Origin of the sequence: Devosia neptuniae (assembly GCF_025452235.1) — a bacterium.
In the GTDB taxonomy this organism is placed as follows: Bacteria; Pseudomonadota; Alphaproteobacteria; order Rhizobiales; family Devosiaceae; genus Devosia.
Genome location: NZ_CP104964.1, coordinates 152,326 through 167,483 on the forward strand (window position 1 = coordinate 152,326; position 15,158 = coordinate 167,483).

Below are 15,158 nucleotides of genomic sequence, written 5' to 3' on the forward strand. Positions count from 1 at the left end.
GACAGACTTTTACCTTGAGGATTCGCAATGGGCATTATGAACGCGCTTGGCCATACCTTGATGGACAATGACGCCCTTCATTTCGACAGCGCCGCGGCGCTGTCACGAGAAGAACAAAAGCTTGTCACCTTGAGTGCGCCGCTGTCGGCATTCAACGGCGACTTCGTCAACAGCCTGGCCACTGGCAAGAGCAACGACGCTTTGCGCGAAGGCGTGGCGCAGGTCTGGAACGTGCATGATCGGGCCAGTTTTGAAGAGGTCGCCCACCGGCTGGCAGAAGAGGGGCAACGGTCTGCCTATCAGCCCGTGTGGGAGGCAATTACCGCCACGGACGAAGCGGTTCAGACGACGCATCCGCTGCTTAAGGCTGCCATGGAAGCCTGGTTTCCCGCCTTTTTCCAGATCAAGGCGCGCAACAATTTCGACTATCGCAACCTGGCATCGCAGGCTCGCGCGCTGGGGATAAACCTGCCGCAATTGCTGATTGGTAGTCGGGGATGGCTCGAGGCCATCCGTCTACGGCTTCATGTTCAGCCGGCGCAGATTCCGAATTTGGTGGCGTGGGACGCCGTGCGCCTGGCCAGCCTGTCGCGCTGGGCGGTGCAGCTGGGTTTCATCGATCGTGTGGAATTCGTGGACTTTGCCGGCGCCTTGATGCCGCAGGTTCGCAAGGCCTATACGGCGTGGCCCCAGGTGAGCGCGGCGTATATCGCCGGGGGTCTAATCTGGAACGCGTCGGAGGCACGCGAGGAAAATCTGCTGCGCACCAATGCTCTGCTGCTGAGCGACGTGAACAGTCCTTATCGTACCGTGGCTTTTGGCTGAGCCGAGCCGCAGAGTGGGCCCGCCAACCGCCCCGAGCGGTCTGTTTTCGGCAAAGTGCGGATTGTGGATCGTCTAGATAGCGGCTTCGACCTCTTGGCGCGCCCAAAGATAGTTGAACGGCAGCATCCAAGGTTCGACTGGCGGCCAATCGTTCGGCCATCCTGCACTTAAAGCCGCAGTGACGCCTATCGAAGCCTGGCACCCGTCTCCGCGTCGAACAACAAGGCCTGGTCTAGGTCAAAACCGGTCTCAAGACGCCGGCCGGGACTGAGCTGGAGGCGATCGCGGAATTCAACGATCAGGGGATTCTCCGTGTCCGAACGGGCGTAGGCAAATGAGCTTCCCCCCAGATGCTCGACGAGATCGACGTCGATGGACAGTGTGACCGCCCCGGCGGGATCAAACCGATCAGGACGAATTCCGAGCAGGAATTTGCCGCCAATCTTGGGTGACGAGGCCAGAGCAAGCGGCACCGCAGCATCACCGAAATCCGGCAGTGTCAGCCGGCCATCGCTGTGGGCGACTACCCGGAGGAAATTCATCCGCGGCGAGCCGATGAAGCCGGCGACGAACAGATTATCCGGATCATCATAAAGTTCGAGTGGCGTCCCTACCTGCTCAATCCGCCCGGCGCGCAGCACCACGATCCGGTCGGCCAACGTCATCGCCTCGACCTGGTCATGCGTCACATAGATCATCGTGGCGCCCAACTGCTCATGCAGCCGCGCGATCTCGATCCGCATTTGCACCCGCAATTCGGCGTCGAGATTGCTCAGCGGCTCGTCGAACAGGAAGACTTCAGGGTTGCGCACGATGGCCCGGCCGATCGCCACGCGCTGTCGTTGGCCGCCCGACAGCTGCTTGGGCTTGCGCTCCAGCAAGTCCCCTAGGTGCAGGATCGCCGCAGCCTCGTCGACCTTGCGCTTTACCGCGGCCTTAGGCATGCCGTTCATGCGGAGACCAAAGCCGATGTTCTCCGCCACGCTCATATGCGGATACAGCGCATAGGACTGAAACACCATCGCCACGCGCCGCAGCGATGGATCGAGCTCGGTGACATCTCTGCTCCCGATGCTGAGAGTGCCGCCCGAGGCCGTCTCCAGCCCGGCGATGACGCGCAGCAGCGTCGACTTTCCGCAGCCCGAGGGCCCCACAAATACCACGAATTCGCCATCGGCGATGTCGAGGTCGACGCCGTGCAGGATGGCGGTATGCCCGAAGGATTTCTGAATGCCGCGCAGCGATAGACCAGACATGGATGTCTCCGAAACTAGCCCTTGATGCCCGCACCCGCGAGCCCCTGGACGTAATAGCGCTGCAACGGCAGCAGCAGTGCGATTGGGATGAGAGCAGTGATGACCGACACCGCGAAAAGCTGGTTCCAGATCGTCTGGTACTGCTGCTGGAATGCTGCCATGCCGACCTGGATTACCTTGAACTGCTGGCTGGGCATGGCCAGCAAGGGCCACAGGAATGCTTCCCATTGGAAGATGAACAGCAGCAGCGCAGCGCTGATGCAAGTGGGCATCGACAGCGGCACATAGATGCGGAACAGGATATTGGTCCAGCTCACGCCATCGAGGCGCGCCGCCTCCATATAGTCACGCGGCACTTGGCTGAAGAACTGATAGAACAGGAACACCGCCAGCCCGTTGGCCACGCTGGGCATGATCAGCGCCAGCACATTATCAAGCCAGCCCAGTTGCTGCGTCACCGTATAGAGCGGTAGCGCGATCGCCTCGAACGGCAGCATGAAGCTGATGATGATCAGCGACAGGATCAGCTTCTTCCCCTTGAACTCGAACATGGCAAAGGCAAACCCCGCCGCGCCATTGACGATCAGCCCGCCCACCATCGTGACCAGCGCAATGAACATCGTATTAGCAATGATCATGCCGAAACCGCGCTCGAACACGCCGGTATAGGCCTCGAAGGTCAGCGGCGAGGGGATTAGCGCCTTGGTCGTCATCGGAAAAATATCGGCGAACACCTCGCCATTGGGCCGCAGCGACGACACCACGGCCCACCATAGTGGCAGCACGAAGATGAAGGCGACCAGCGCATAGACCAAGTGCCGCGCACCCAGCCCCGCCCCACGCTTGATCTGCGTCGACGCACTGGCCATCACGCAGCCTCCTTGCGGCCGTTTAGCAGCCTGAACTGCAGCCCGACGATCACCAGCAGGATCAGCACCACCACCACGATGATCGCCATGGCCCGGCCCATGTCGCCGAACACGAAACCGGACTTATAGGCCTCATACATCAGCACATTGGTCGAATCCGCCGGTCCGCCTTGCGTCAGCATGAAAATCGGCGCGAACAGCAGGAAATTGATCGATACATCCGCTACCAGCACGAAAAGCAATGTCGGCTTGAGCAGTGGAATGGTGATGAACAGCAGTCGCTGCCATGGCTTTACGCCATCGATCCGCGCCGCATCGTAGATTTCCGGCGAGATATTTTGCAGCCCGCCAATAATGAAGATCATCCAGTAGGAAATGCCCTTCCACGTCGCGATGGCGATCACCGAATAGAGCGCGAAAGACGCCGAGGTCAGCCACGGCTGGGCGGGTACGCCGGCAATGCCGATGATCCCGTTCACCAGCCCATCCTGGCTCAGCATGATACGCCATATCAGCACCGCCGTCGGCAGCGACACCCCGATGGGAATTAGGAACAGCACGCGATAGAGCGTCACGCCCTTGAAATTCTGCACGTAGAGCAGCGCCAGTCCGAGGGCGAGCGCGATCTGGATCGGGTTGATCAGCAGGTTGAACCACAGCGTGACCCTCAGCGAATTCCAGAATACGGAATCGGTTAGCAGCGAGACATAGTTGTCGAGGCCGACAAAAACCGCCTGGCCGCGCAGCACGTTGAAAAAGCTGTCGTTAACGGCAAGGGCGATGGGATAGAGCCGGAAAACGACAAGACCGATCAGGGCCGGTGCCAGCAGCAGGGCAATCAGCAGCAATGGCGATCGGGATCTGATCATGCCGTTTCCAGTCAGGGCGCCGCAGGGAGAACCGCAGGTGCCGGTTTCAATCAGGGCGCAACGCGCGCCGCTGCCGCCTCGAATTTCTGCACGGCGCTGGCCAGGGCATCGGCCACTGGAACGCCGTTGGCAATGTCGACAAAGGCGGTCCTGAACGCATCCTGCAACTGGCCGTAGGCTGCCGTAATCGGACGCGCCTTGGCGGTATTAAGCGAGTCAAAGACCCCCATCCGGAACACGTTCTGTGGGAAGGCGTCAAACGCCGGGTCCGTGCTGATCGTATCGAGCAAAGGCGTATAGGTCGGCAACTGCTGCAGCGAGTCAAACCAGACCTTGGTCCCTTCTTCCGAGGTGGTGAGGAACTGCGCGAAATCCAGCGCTTCGGCTTGGTTAGTCGAGGCTGCGTTGACGCCGACATACCAGCTCCCCGTCGGGGTCAGCACTTTGCCACCTTCGAAATAGGGGAAGGGCGCCACGCCGTAGTCGACGCCACTCGCCGTCAGCCCCGGCAGGTTCCAGGTGCCGCCCGCCATCATGGCAAGCTGGCCGTTGCCGAACAGTTGCGCGGCTTCGCCATAACCCAGGCTCTTAGGGCTGACATTCCACTCGTTGTAGAGATTGGCCCAGAACGTCGCGCCCTTGATCCATGCCGCGCTGTCGAGATAGCCGGCGGCGGTATAGCCATCCGCGCCGATCACGTCGGTGCCCAGCGATTCACCCAAGGGCTGCAACTGATACAGCTCGCCGAACTGCTCGACCGTAAAGCCATAGGTAGTGATGCGCCCGCCATCGCTGACCGTCAGCTTCTGTGCCGCATCGCCCACCTGTTCCCAGGTCCAGCGCTTCGTCGAGGCCAGTGTGTCGACATCGGCCTGAGTGGCTGTCTCGCCTGCTGTCAGCCCCTCCGGCGGAGTGATGCCGGCCGCCTCGAACAGCTTCTTGTTATAGAACAGCACCTGCGCCGAATTGTTGATCGGCAGTGCGAACTGTGTGCCCTCGTACTTGCCGGCATCCAGCGCGCTGGTCACTAGCGTCGAGGTATCCACGCCCTCGATCGGAGACAGGAAGCCGCGCGACGCATAGGCGGCCAGCAGGGGTGCATCGACATAGACGAGGTCAATGCCGGTATCGGCCGACCGCAGCCGCAACTCTGCCACCTGGAAGAACTGCGCGAAGGGATAGGGCTGCAGGTTGATCGTGATGCCCGGATTGGCCGCCGTATAGGCATCAGCCACCGCCTGCATAGCAACCGTGTCCCCGCCCTCGATGACGATCATGTTGAGCGTCTTGTCCTGGGCGAGCGCCGTGCCGGCCAGCATGCTGGCCATGACCGAAGCGACGATGGCAGTCTTGATGAGTTTCATAATGGCACCCGTGAGCTGAAGGGATTACGACTGGGCAGAAAGACGGCCGGCACCCCAGATCAACGCCTGGGTCATCAGTTGAGCAAAGCCTTCGGCATCGGCCTTCATGGCCACGCCGACATTTTTTTTACGCGCGTCATGCGCGGGATCCTGAGGACGAATGTCGATCAGCGTCTGTCCGTAGCTCTGGTCGTCGCCGACGATCACGTCGCCCGGCAGCTGCTGGATTTCGAACAGGTCCGGCTGGATCAAATAGGCAATGGCGCACGGATCATGCAGCGGCGCGCCTGGCTTGTCCTGTCCGGCAAAGCGGTAATAGGTGCCGCAATAGAAATCCATGATGTCAGGCACGGCATTGTCGCCCGGCTGTGCCGCGCGGACCGCCGCAATATCGCTGCGGCGCAGCAGCGTCTGATGCGTCAGGTTCAGCCCGAACATCACCAGCTTAACGCCCGAACGAAACACCATGCGCGCCGCATGGGCATCGGCCCAGATGTTGAACTCCGCAGCCGGGGTAATGTTGCCCTCGGTGGCCGAGCCGCCCATGAAGACGATCTGCTTGATCGTGCCGGCCAGATCTGGCCGCATCGCCAGCACCAGCGCCAGGTTGGTCATCGGACCAACCACCACGACAGTGATCTCGCCCGGATTGGCGTCCACCAGGTCGATGATTGCCTGCACGGCATGCTTGCTCTCGGCCCTGATCGTCGGCTGCGGCAGGTCCACGCCCGCGCTGTCTAGCCCGGATGGGCCGTGGAATTCGGCCGGAAATTCATAGCGGTTGAGCAACGGAAGTTCCGCCCCGCGATAGACCGGCACGTCGAGCTTGAACGCCTCGACGATGCGCAGCGCATTGTTGGTCGTGTTCTCCACTGAAGCATTGCCGCAGACCGAGGTGATCGCCTCGATGACGATGTCGTCGTGCCATGCTGCCAAAAGGATGGCGGCCATGTCGTCATGGCCGGGGTCGCAGTCGATGATGATGCGGTGGGGCAGGGTGGTCACGCAGTATGCTCACAGTCAGTTTCGGTCCAATAAACTGCGCATCAGCAGAGCGTTAACTCCGGTGTACCGTTGCCCGGGAACGCTGCTAAACCCTACAGCTTACGGGGTGAGCCTAGGATGGACGACAGTTCTGTAACAGCATACAATTCCGCCATTCGGTTGACTTTTACTCAAGGGTCGAATGCTTCATCTGCTCAATGCCGTTCGCGCCTTCGAGGTAGCTGCCCGCCTCGGCAGCGTGAGCAAGGCTGCCGACGAATTGCACGTCACCAGCGGCGCCGTCAGCCGTCATATCAAGAATCTAGAGGACGAATTCGGCATTTCGCTGTTCGAGCGCGGCAACCGCTCCATGCGCCTCACGCCCGAGGCACGGACCTTTGCTGCCACCGTGACAGAAGCCTTTGCTTCCATGACACGGGGTGCCGAGCACTTGCGCGCGGCCGCGAGCCAGTCCACCATCATGATCACAGCCCCCGATACCTTCATGCTGCGCTGGCTCGTGCCACGCCTGCAGAGCCTCGAACAGGCACTGGGTGGCATTTCCGTCCGCCTCACCACCTGGACACGAGAGATCAATCCCGCCGATCGCTCGATCGATATCTATGTCGGCGTTGGCCCCCTGCTCGACATCCCGGGAATGACGGTCAGCGCCGTGGCGCCGGAAACCTTCGGTCCGGTTATCAGTCCCATGCTGGTCAAGGGCCGCGAACTGACGCCCGAACTGGTCTGGAGCCTGCCCCGGCTCGACATCCGCTGGCCGCCGGATATGTGGACCAACTGGGCCCGCGAGGCCGGCTGCACTCTGCCACCGCGCGACACCATATGGTATGACGCACTCTCGTTCAGCGTGCAGGCCGCAGAAGCTGGCCTTGGCGTCGCCATCGGTCCCGGTCCCGCCATTACCGACGCCCTCCAGCACGGCCGGCTAATCGCGCCGTTCGGCATGGTCACCCGCAACGGCTCTTGGTTTCTCGCCTGGCGCAACGACCGCTCCGGCCGCACCATGCACATGGTCCGCCGTTGGTTTCAGCAACAAATGTCGGCAGACGCATCCTAATGGCTGTCACTGCCCCCCTGGCGAGGCGCGATCAAAGCATCCCCCTCACAAGGTCTGGCTGGCGTACTCATGTCGATGAGGAAGATGGCGGGCTCTGGCGCTGTGAGCCCGCCTCTCAGCTCTAGCTACCCACCACGCCGCCATTGCGCCTGGTCAAAACCACTAGTGAGGGGCGGGCCGGCATGGTTTCGCCGAAATCGGGCCAGCTCGTGCCGGCCTCTGCCATCGACTCGGCGTCTTCCATGTCGTCAATGCGCAACTCGCCCGGATGCTGCACCGACATGAAGAGGCTGGTAGCGTCGGGCGTGAAGGTTGGCGAGCAGGCCTCCGAGCCGGTCGGCGGGATATAGAACAGGCGCGGTAAGGCGCGGCCCGGACCTTCGGTATCCATAGCGTAGACAGCGTCGGCCATGCCGTCCGGCGGCGGGCCATCGGTGGTCACCCAGATTCGGCCGGCCGGGTCGACGCCGATATTGTCGGGGTCAGTGAACCAGCCGTTCTGGGTGGTATCGGGGTGGTATAGGCTTTCGTCCTCGGGCTTGCCTGGATTCCCACACAAGGCGAATACGTCCCAAGTGAATATGTTGGCCGCATGGTCGGGCGCTAGGGGGGCGTCGGGCGGGACCAATTCGAGCAGGTGGCCGTGCGGATTGGGACCACGTGGATTGGCGGGATTGACGCTTTCGAAATCGTCCTCTCCGGCGGGCAGCCGGTCCTCATTCTCGGTCATGGCGACATACAGTTTGCCGGTGCCAGTATGAGGTATGAAGCCCTCGGGTGCATCCATCGGGGTAGCGCCGACCAGGTCTGCTGCGGCGCGGGTATTGAGCACGACGTCGGCCTGTGTGGCAAACCCGGCATCGGCGGTAAGCGGGCCCTCGCCGGCGACGAGCGGTATCCATTCCATGGTGCCATCGCTGGCGAACTTGGCGACCGACAAAGTACCATTGTCGAGCAGGTCCTTGTTGGCGGCGCGGTCATCGGGGTTGAACTTATCGCGGGTGACGAAGCGATATAGATATTCGAAGTCGTCATCGTCGCCCATGAACACCACGATGCGCCCATCAGGTGCCACGCTGACCTGGGCACCTTCATGCGTCATGCGGCCCAGAGCTGTGCGTTTGATCGGCTTGGCGGTGGGGTCCATCGGATCGATCTCGACGACCCAGTCGAATTTCATCCATTCATTGGGTTCGTTCTCGAACTTGAAGCGGGGCTCGACGCGCGACACCGAATAGATGTCGTTCTCATCCTCGTCCCAGCCCTGGCGTTCCACCAGTTCCTGATTGCCCAAAGTCCTGTAATCGCCGGCAAACACGTCCATCGAGCCTTCCTCGCCCGATAGCATCGTGCCCCACGGCGTCACGCCGCCATTGCAGTTAGAAATGGTGCCGAACACCACCGTGCCGGTCGGGTCGGCCTTGGTCTTGAGCCGGTCGTCACCGGCAGCAGGGCCGGAAATGAGCATCTCGGTGCCCATATGAATACGGCGGTTGTAGTCGCCGTCCTTGACCACTTCCCATAGAGTGCCATTGCGCTTGATTTCGACGATGCTGACGCCGGTGGCTGCCATCACAGTGCGGATCTGCGCGTCGGTGAGCTTGTCGCGATAATCCTCCATGCTGAGGCCCGGGAACATCAGGAAAGGTGAGGCATATTCGTGGCTCACCAGCAGTAGCCCGCGATCCGAAGCAGAGGAGCCGAGCGGTAAAGGCAGGAAAGCGGTAAAATCATTATTGTAGCCGAACTGGCGTTCGGCTGCCGGGCCGTCGATCGTGGCAAGGTCGAATTCCGGGCTATCCGGAAAGATCGCATCGCCCCAGCGCAGCAGCACCTGCCGGTCATAGCCCTCGGGCCAATGGTCCTGGGCGTCGCGTACCCTGGTGAGTTCGGTGAAGGTCAGCGTCGACGCGCCTTCATTGGCGGTGGCGTTGCGCACGCCGAAGCTCCCGCCCATTGCGGCGACGGCCGAACTGGCGAGGAAACCCTTGAGAACAGTGCGACGGTTAAAGCCCTCGTTGAGCAGCGAGCCGTAGCTCTGGGCAAAGGCACGGCGCGGATTGGGACGCTCGCGCGTCTTCTGACGATCGGTCATGGTGGGGTCTCTTGAGGGCTTGCTTACGCAACCCATTCCACGCCGACACGAAGGTTCAATGACATAAGCTAGCGCAGGCCTCAATCGCCGAGTGGCGATGGAGCGGAGCCACGAGCTGCATTTGCTGGGCTGGACCGGCCGCGATCCGCTCTGCGTGGCTCGGCATGATCGATTTGGCCTGTCGTCCAAATGTCACGTCCGGCTTCTAGATGGGCCGGATGACAACCATTGTGCTCGACACTCTGACCAAGCGGTTCGGCGACAATCTGGCGGTGAACGCGGCCAGCTTTACACTCGAAACGGGGTCTTTTACCGCCCTGCTAGGGCCTTCCGGCTGCGGCAAGACCACGATCCTGCGATTGATTGCAGGGTTTGAGCAGCCGAGCGCCGGCAGTATTCATTTCAACGGCCGCCAGGTTGGCAGCCCTGGCGCCATGGTGCCGCCCGAGCGCCGCAGTCTGGGCATTGTTTTCCAATCCTATGCCCTCTGGCCGCATATGGATGTCGCCAGCAATGTCGCCTATCCGCTGCAGGCGCGTGGCCTGGGGCGGGCGGCTATCGACGAGCGTGTTGGCGCGGCGCTTGAAATGGTTTCCCTGGCCGGCTTCGGACAACGATCCGTCGACGGTCTCTCCGGCGGTCAACGCCAGCGGGTGGCGCTGGCCAGGTGCCTCGTGACCGGCACCGACATCATTCTGCTCGATGAGCCTCTGGCCAATCTCGACGTGCATCTGCGTGCCGAAATGCTGGATGTGTTTGCCCGCTTGCACGAAAAAACCGGCGCGACCATCGTGTTTGTGACGCATGACCAGTCCGAGGCATTGGCGCTGGCGGACCGGGTCATCGTGCTGGACCGCGGCGTGGTACAGCAGTCGGGGCGGCCCGAGCAGCTTTATAACGAGCCCGCCAATGCGATGGTCGCCGGCTTTGTCGGGCGGGGGATGCTCGTGTCGGCGCTGGTGTCGGATGGGCGTGTGACGCTGGCGGATCGGCCGGTTCTCGTTCGTGGTCAGGTGCAGGGCAGCAAGGCGGCTTTGTTGCTGCGGCCGGAAAATCTGACCCTCGCGGATGCCGGCATTCCGGCAGCTGTTGTCGCTGCCCGCTATTCGGGGGCGGGCTATGACACCATTCTGCAATTGGCGAATGGCGAACAGGTGCTGCTCACCGCGCGGGAGCGGCTGGAGCCCGGTCGCCCAGTTCATTTTGCCATCGAGGACGCCTGGATCGTGCCGGGCTGATCAGCGCCAGGGCAGCACACCTGTCGGGAGGCGGCCGGACAGCCGATCGAGCAGTGCCAGCAGCACCATGATCACCACCAGGGTAATGACGGCCACCGCGGCCGCCTGCGGGGAGAGGCCCGATTCCTCAAGACTGAACAGGATCACCCCGATGGTCTCGTTGCGGCTGGACCACAGCAGCGCCGAGACGGTCAGCTCATTGAAGGCGCTCATGAAGACCAGGAGCGCGCCAGCTGCCGCTGCCGGGGCAACGAGTGGCGCGGTGATTGTCAGCAGTCGCCTGATGGCACCGGCGCCAGAGGCCGCCGCCGCTTCGGTCAGATCAGGCGGCAATTGCCCAAGCGCTGCCTCCACCGGCTTGAGGGCGAGAGCCGCGAACCGCATCAAATAAGCGATAAGAATAATCCACGGTGTCGCATAGAGACTGCCCAGCAATGGCAGCGGCCGCAGGAACAGCAGGATGCAGGCGATTGCCAGCACGATTCCCGGCAAGGCATAGGGCAATTCAAGCACGCCATGTGCAAGGCGGGCAAAAGTGCGGGGCAATCGCGCCATGCCCAGCGCCAACGGCACTGCCAGCAGCGCCAGTATGGCGGCGGCCAGCAGTGACAAATAGCTGGAATTAACGAAGGCGCGCATGGTGGAGGCCTGCCGCAACAGGACTTCCGCATAATTGTCGAGCGTGACGGTAGCCGTCGAGAGCGCCACGCCATAGGCGGGCACGAGCGAGGTGGTAATGAGTGCTGCCGCCGGCAGCAACAGCGCGACGGACAGGGCCAGCATGCCGGCCATGGCGGCTGGCCAGCGCCAGCGCCCCAGCGCAAACTGCATGGGCATGCCGCGCGTCAGTGCGAACTGCCTGCGGCGCAATGCCAGTCCTTGCGCGCCGATACCCAGGATGGCGATAGCGCAGATCAGCAGCGACAATCCGGCAACCTGCGGCAGCACGGTAGGCCCGTTACTGGAAAGTTGCTGGTAGATCAGGGTTGCCAGCGTCAGATAATTTTCCGGCATGCCTAATAGCGCCGGAATGCCGAAATTACCGACGCCCGATACAAAGGCCAAAGCCGCCGCGGCGATGACATAGGGGCCGAGTAGCGGCAGCACGATGCCGCGCAGCACGCGCGCCGGCCCCATGCCGGCCGCGCGAGCCGCCTCGACATAGTCGCGGGGTATCGACACCAATCCCGCGCGCAGGGTGATGAAGACAATGGGGGCGTGCTGGATTCCGAACAGCAGAATGATGCCGCCGCGGCCCAGCAGCGGATTGGCCGTGCCCGGCGGTGGCGCGAGGCCAAGCGCACCAAGCAGGGCGCTGGAAGGGCCCAGCAGATGCATGAAGGCCAAGGCCATCACCTGCGGCGCAATCATCAGCGGCAGGATCAGCAGAAAACCCTGCAGCTTGCGCAATGGCATATCGGTGGCCGCGATCAGCAGCGCGAATGGTCCGCCGAGCATCAGCGCCAGGAGAGCGCCGAAGAGCGACGTATCGAGTGTGTTGAAAATGGCGCGCTGCGTGGCGCCGCGAACGAGCCGGTTCAGCAGCAGGCTCGCATCGAACGTGCCGTCGACAAACAGCGCCGTGGCCATCAGGCGCCCGATCGGCAGGATCGCCAGGAACCCGACCGCAAGCAGGACGAGAGCGGCGGGCAACAGGGGGCCCGCCGCTCTCTGGATGCGGCCGTCCGGCAATGACAAGGGAGGAACCGTGCCGGCCAGCCGCATCGATGGCTTGGTCGAAATCACCGTGGCTTACTGGCCGAAGATCTCGCCGAACTGTTCCTTGTTGGCAGTCTCGTTGGCGAGGGCTGCGGCGGCATTGTAGGGCAGCACCTTGATCTCGGCGCGGTCGGGATAGCCGGCTGGCAATGCGATACCATCGCGCGCCGGAACGTAGCCCTGGCTCGAAGCCAGCTGCTGGCCTTCTTCCGAGAGCAGGAAATCGATGAACAGCTTGGCATTGTCCGGATTGTGGGCAGAGGCAAGGATTGCCGCCGGCTCGGTCACGGCCGAAACGCCTTCGGTCGGGAAGACGAAAGCAACGGGCGCCCCCTTGGCGGCTTCGCGGATCGGCAGGTAGTCGACGATCATGCCATAGAGCTTCTCACCGCCCGCGACCGCGGTCAGCACGTCGCCATTGCCCCCGGAAGCCTGCGCGCCATTGGCAGCGAGGGCGGAATAGAAGTCCCAGCCTTCGGCCAGATTGTCGGTGAGGGTCACCGTGTGAATCAGCGCTGCGCCCGAGGTCAGCGGGCTGGGCATGGCGATCTGGCCCTTGGCTTCGGGCTTGGTGAGGTCAAGCCAGCTTGCCGGGACCATAGTAGCGGCGGTGTTATAGACGATGCCGGTGGTGATCAGTTTGGTCGAGAAATAGGCGCCGTCCTCATCGAACAGGCTGGCGTCGAAACCGGTGGTGTCGGCTTCCGGATAATTGAGCAGCAGGCCTTCGGCCTTGAGCCCTTCCATGGTGACTACATCGGCGATCAGCAGCACATCTGCCAGTGGCGCGCCGGCTTCGAGTTCGGCACGGAACTTGGCCATGATCTTAGGCGTGCCATCGCGGACCCATTCCACCGTGATGCCCGGATACTTGGCCATGAAGGCGTCAGCGGTCTGCTGGGCGTCGGTATTGGGCTGGCTGGTATAGAGCACCAGCTTGCCCTCCTGGGCGAAGGCAGGCGTGAGAGCACTTGCCAGCATCAGGCCGGCGGCAAGAAGGATTCGCATGGCAGCTCCGAGGTCAGGTTGCAGCAGGACTGTTCGCAACGATGCGGCGGACTTAACCAGCCTGTTTGACAGTGGCATGACGAAACCCGCCGCTGATTGCCAACCCAAAAGCGGACAAAGCAGTAGAGCACCAGACCAGGCGGCGGCGGATAGCAAGCGCCGTCTCCTCGCACGCTGGGGACGGCGCCTTGCCGCCATCTCCCGGCCAATGCCGATATTGCGTTGTCGAACGGCAATTGCTCAGGTCACTATCTCATGCTTGGCGTGCCGCGTAGTTGGTGCGCAGGAATTCGGCCGCCGTCATCGGCTTGCGACCGAGAAGCTTCTCCAGATCGCCAGTCTTGCCGCCCCATTCTCCTGCGTTGACGCCCTGCACCCACCCAAGCGCAAAGCGGGCAGCCGGCTCGGGCAGACCAGCCGCCATAAGGTGGTCAATGTAGTCCTGGTCGGTGCCGGCAACAAACGACACCGGCTTGCCGCTGATATCTGACAGGATCTGGGCAATATCCGCGAAGGATACGGCAGGATTCCCATAGAGCGCGTACGACTTGTACTCGTGACCGTCTTCGCTCAGCACAACGGCATGCGCCTCTGCCAGGTCTTCACGGCTGGCATATCCCGCCTTGCCCGCGCCAGCCGGCGCGTGAACCCCTGTGTCTAAGGCGTTGCCGCCGATGTTAAATGGGATGCTCTCGATAAACGGCGGATGACCGACCAGCGTGTAAGCGAGGCCGGAAGCCTTTAGCTTTTCCTCAACGAACAGGTCCTGCTCGGTGATATCGGGCAAGGTGAAGGCAGATACTGCCTCGTGGATGATCGGCATATAGACGATGTGCTTAACGCCCGCCTGGCGAGCAGCGCTGATGACATTTTGGTGCTGGGCATTGCGATCGGTGAAGGCCGTGGCGGACACGAGCATGATCTTTTCAATACCTTCGAACGCGCGCACCAGTCTGTCATATTCGAAATAGTCGCCCTGGCGGATCTCAATCCCCGCAGCCGCCAGATCAGCCGCCTTGGCGGGATCGCGGGCCAGGCCGACAAGATCAATGGCGGGCAACCGCTTCAGGAGATGCTGGAGAGTCTTTCGGCCGATATTGCCAGTTGCGCCAGTTACGAGGATCTTGGCCATGATGATATTCCTTTGGACTTTTTGCACGTCGACATCGTCGTCCAATCCAGCTAGTACGAAACCTACGAACAAGCCAGTACCTACCATTTAGTAAGTATAGGGATGCGGAGATCGATTATGACCGAGACAAATTTCCAATGCGGTCTGGAAGCGGTTCTTGCCATCCTTGGCGGTAAGTGGAAGCCCCTTATCGTCTATCATCTGGCCAGCGGGCCCGAACGCACCGGTCAACTCCGTAGGCTCGTTACCAACGTGAGCGAGAAGATGCTGATCCAGCATCTGAAGGAACTGACGGAAGATGGCGTCATTCGTCGTATTGATTTCCAGACGGTGCCGCCGCACGTCGAGTACGAGCTAACTGAGTTTGGCCAGAGCCTGACAAGAGTTCTCGCTCCGATGTGCGAATGGGGCACCCGTCACACGAGGGAGGTCGCCATGATTGTGCAAAACCGCAAACGCACATCAGAGGCGGCATAGTTTCCGGGACCGCGGCGTGACCAGAGTCGGCATTTGAATAAACCAGCCTGGAAGGGGACAGACCGGTAAGCACCCCTGATAGCGGCCGACCACATACTCGGGAATTGACGTCCGCTTTTAGGCGAAGCTGCGGCGATCTAAAAGATCGGATGGGGCGCATTGCTGATCGACTGCTTCCTACCCCATCTTAGACATTAGCCATGGAAATTCGAGCCCCGAAAGCCGTCACGAGTCAGATAACGTC

The 15,158-nt window shown here is 61.8% G+C and carries 13 protein-coding genes; 4 read left to right on the forward strand and 9 right to left on the reverse strand.

Annotated elements, in window-relative coordinates; all coding sequences use genetic code 11:
- Nucleotides 1–27 precede the first annotated feature (27 nt).
- Nucleotides 28–825 (forward strand): DUF1266 domain-containing protein, encoded by a 798-nt coding sequence (locus tag N8A98_RS00760; RefSeq protein WP_262165711.1) that lies wholly within the window; start codon nt 28–30, stop codon nt 823–825.
- 185 nt (nt 826–1,010) lie between these two features.
- Here N8A98_RS00760 and N8A98_RS00765 read toward each other — a convergent pair whose 3' ends face one another.
- The 5 genes from N8A98_RS00765 to N8A98_RS00785 are packed head-to-tail and all read right to left on the reverse strand — an operon-like array spanning nt 1,011 to nt 6,188.
- The gene (locus N8A98_RS00765; protein WP_262165712.1) at nt 1,011–2,081 is read right to left on the reverse strand and encodes an ABC transporter ATP-binding protein; all 1,071 of its coding nucleotides are present in this window, start codon (nt 2,079–2,081) and stop codon (nt 1,011–1,013) included.
- A 14-nt stretch (nt 2,082–2,095) separates the two neighbouring features.
- Nucleotides 2,096–2,950: a carbohydrate ABC transporter permease gene (locus N8A98_RS00770; RefSeq protein ID WP_262165713.1), complete on the reverse strand. Its 855-nt coding sequence runs from the start codon at nt 2,948–2,950 to the stop codon at nt 2,096–2,098.
- Nucleotides 2,950–3,819 (reverse strand): carbohydrate ABC transporter permease, encoded by an 870-nt coding sequence (locus N8A98_RS00775; RefSeq protein WP_262165714.1) that lies wholly within the window; start codon nt 3,817–3,819, stop codon nt 2,950–2,952. The genes N8A98_RS00770 and N8A98_RS00775 overlap by 1 nt, the downstream gene beginning before the upstream one ends.
- Nucleotides 3,820–3,869: 50 nt before the next feature.
- The gene (locus N8A98_RS00780) at nt 3,870–5,183 is read right to left on the reverse strand and encodes an ABC transporter substrate-binding protein (protein ID WP_262165715.1); all 1,314 of its coding nucleotides are present in this window, start codon (nt 5,181–5,183) and stop codon (nt 3,870–3,872) included.
- A gap of 24 nt (nt 5,184–5,207) precedes the next feature.
- Complete coding sequence (locus tag N8A98_RS00785) at nt 5,208–6,188, reverse strand: nucleoside hydrolase (protein WP_262165716.1); 981 nt, start codon at nt 6,186–6,188, stop codon at nt 5,208–5,210.
- A gap of 181 nt (nt 6,189–6,369) precedes the next feature.
- Between N8A98_RS00785 and N8A98_RS00790 the strand changes: the two genes are divergently transcribed.
- Entirely contained in the window at nt 6,370–7,245 is an 876-nt protein-coding gene (locus N8A98_RS00790; protein WP_262165717.1) for a LysR family transcriptional regulator, read from the forward strand.
- A gap of 121 nt (nt 7,246–7,366) precedes the next feature.
- Here the strand turns inward: N8A98_RS00790 and N8A98_RS00795 are convergent, their stop codons facing one another.
- Nucleotides 7,367–9,340 (reverse strand): PhoX family protein, encoded by a 1,974-nt coding sequence (locus N8A98_RS00795; protein WP_262165718.1) that lies wholly within the window; start codon nt 9,338–9,340, stop codon nt 7,367–7,369.
- 218 nt (nt 9,341–9,558) lie between these two features.
- Between N8A98_RS00795 and N8A98_RS00800 the strand changes: the two genes are divergently transcribed.
- Nucleotides 9,559–10,578 carry an ABC transporter ATP-binding protein gene (locus tag N8A98_RS00800; RefSeq protein ID WP_262165720.1) on the forward strand — a complete coding sequence of 340 codons (1,020 nt, stop codon included), beginning with the start codon at nt 9,559–9,561 and terminating at the stop codon, nt 10,576–10,578.
- Here N8A98_RS00800 and N8A98_RS00805 read toward each other — a convergent pair whose 3' ends face one another.
- The 3 genes from N8A98_RS00805 to N8A98_RS00815 all read right to left on the reverse strand — a co-directional run bounded on the left by N8A98_RS00805 (nt 10,579) and on the right by N8A98_RS00815 (nt 14,437).
- Nucleotides 10,579–12,231, reverse strand: a complete 1,653-nt coding sequence (locus N8A98_RS00805; protein ID WP_315974449.1) for an ABC transporter permease — start codon at nt 12,229–12,231, stop codon at nt 10,579–10,581.
- Nucleotides 12,232–12,330: 99 nt separating this feature from the next.
- Nucleotides 12,331–13,305 (reverse strand): ABC transporter substrate-binding protein, encoded by a 975-nt coding sequence (locus N8A98_RS00810; protein ID WP_262165721.1) that lies wholly within the window; start codon nt 13,303–13,305, stop codon nt 12,331–12,333.
- A 253-nt stretch (nt 13,306–13,558) separates the two neighbouring features.
- Complete coding sequence (locus N8A98_RS00815; protein ID WP_262165722.1) at nt 13,559–14,437, reverse strand: NAD(P)H-binding protein; 879 nt, start codon at nt 14,435–14,437, stop codon at nt 13,559–13,561.
- 117 nt (nt 14,438–14,554) lie between these two features.
- On the opposite strand from N8A98_RS00815, the gene N8A98_RS00820 reads away from it, so the two are divergent.
- The gene (locus tag N8A98_RS00820) at nt 14,555–14,914 is read left to right on the forward strand and encodes a winged helix-turn-helix transcriptional regulator (protein WP_262165724.1); all 360 of its coding nucleotides are present in this window, start codon (nt 14,555–14,557) and stop codon (nt 14,912–14,914) included.
- Nucleotides 14,915–15,158 lie beyond the last annotated feature (244 nt).

What these genes read in the sequence shown, in the direction of transcription:
- N8A98_RS00760 (WP_262165711.1), top strand. Translation starts at nt 28, where the DNA reads ATGGGCATTATGAACGCGCTTGGCCATACCTTGATGGACAATGACGCC.
- N8A98_RS00765 (WP_262165712.1), bottom strand. Translation starts at nt 2,081, where the DNA reads ATGTCTGGTCTATCGCTGCGCGGCATTCAGAAATCCTTCGGGCATACC.
- N8A98_RS00770 (WP_262165713.1), bottom strand. Translation starts at nt 2,950, where the DNA reads ATGGCCAGTGCGTCGACGCAGATCAAGCGTGGGGCGGGGCTGGGTGCG.
- N8A98_RS00775 (WP_262165714.1), bottom strand. Translation starts at nt 3,819, where the DNA reads ATGATCAGATCCCGATCGCCATTGCTGCTGATTGCCCTGCTGCTGGCA.
- N8A98_RS00780 (WP_262165715.1), bottom strand. Translation starts at nt 5,183, where the DNA reads ATGAAACTCATCAAGACTGCCATCGTCGCTTCGGTCATGGCCAGCATG.
- N8A98_RS00790 (WP_262165717.1), top strand. Translation starts at nt 6,370, where the DNA reads ATGCTTCATCTGCTCAATGCCGTTCGCGCCTTCGAGGTAGCTGCCCGC.
- N8A98_RS00795 (WP_262165718.1), bottom strand. Translation starts at nt 9,340, where the DNA reads ATGACCGATCGTCAGAAGACGCGCGAGCGTCCCAATCCGCGCCGTGCC.
- N8A98_RS00800 (WP_262165720.1), top strand. Translation starts at nt 9,559, where the DNA reads ATGACAACCATTGTGCTCGACACTCTGACCAAGCGGTTCGGCGACAAT.
- N8A98_RS00810 (WP_262165721.1), bottom strand. Translation starts at nt 13,305, where the DNA reads ATGCGAATCCTTCTTGCCGCCGGCCTGATGCTGGCAAGTGCTCTCACG.
- N8A98_RS00815 (WP_262165722.1), bottom strand. Translation starts at nt 14,437, where the DNA reads ATGGCCAAGATCCTCGTAACTGGCGCAACTGGCAATATCGGCCGAAAG.
- N8A98_RS00820 (WP_262165724.1), top strand. Translation starts at nt 14,555, where the DNA reads ATGACCGAGACAAATTTCCAATGCGGTCTGGAAGCGGTTCTTGCCATC.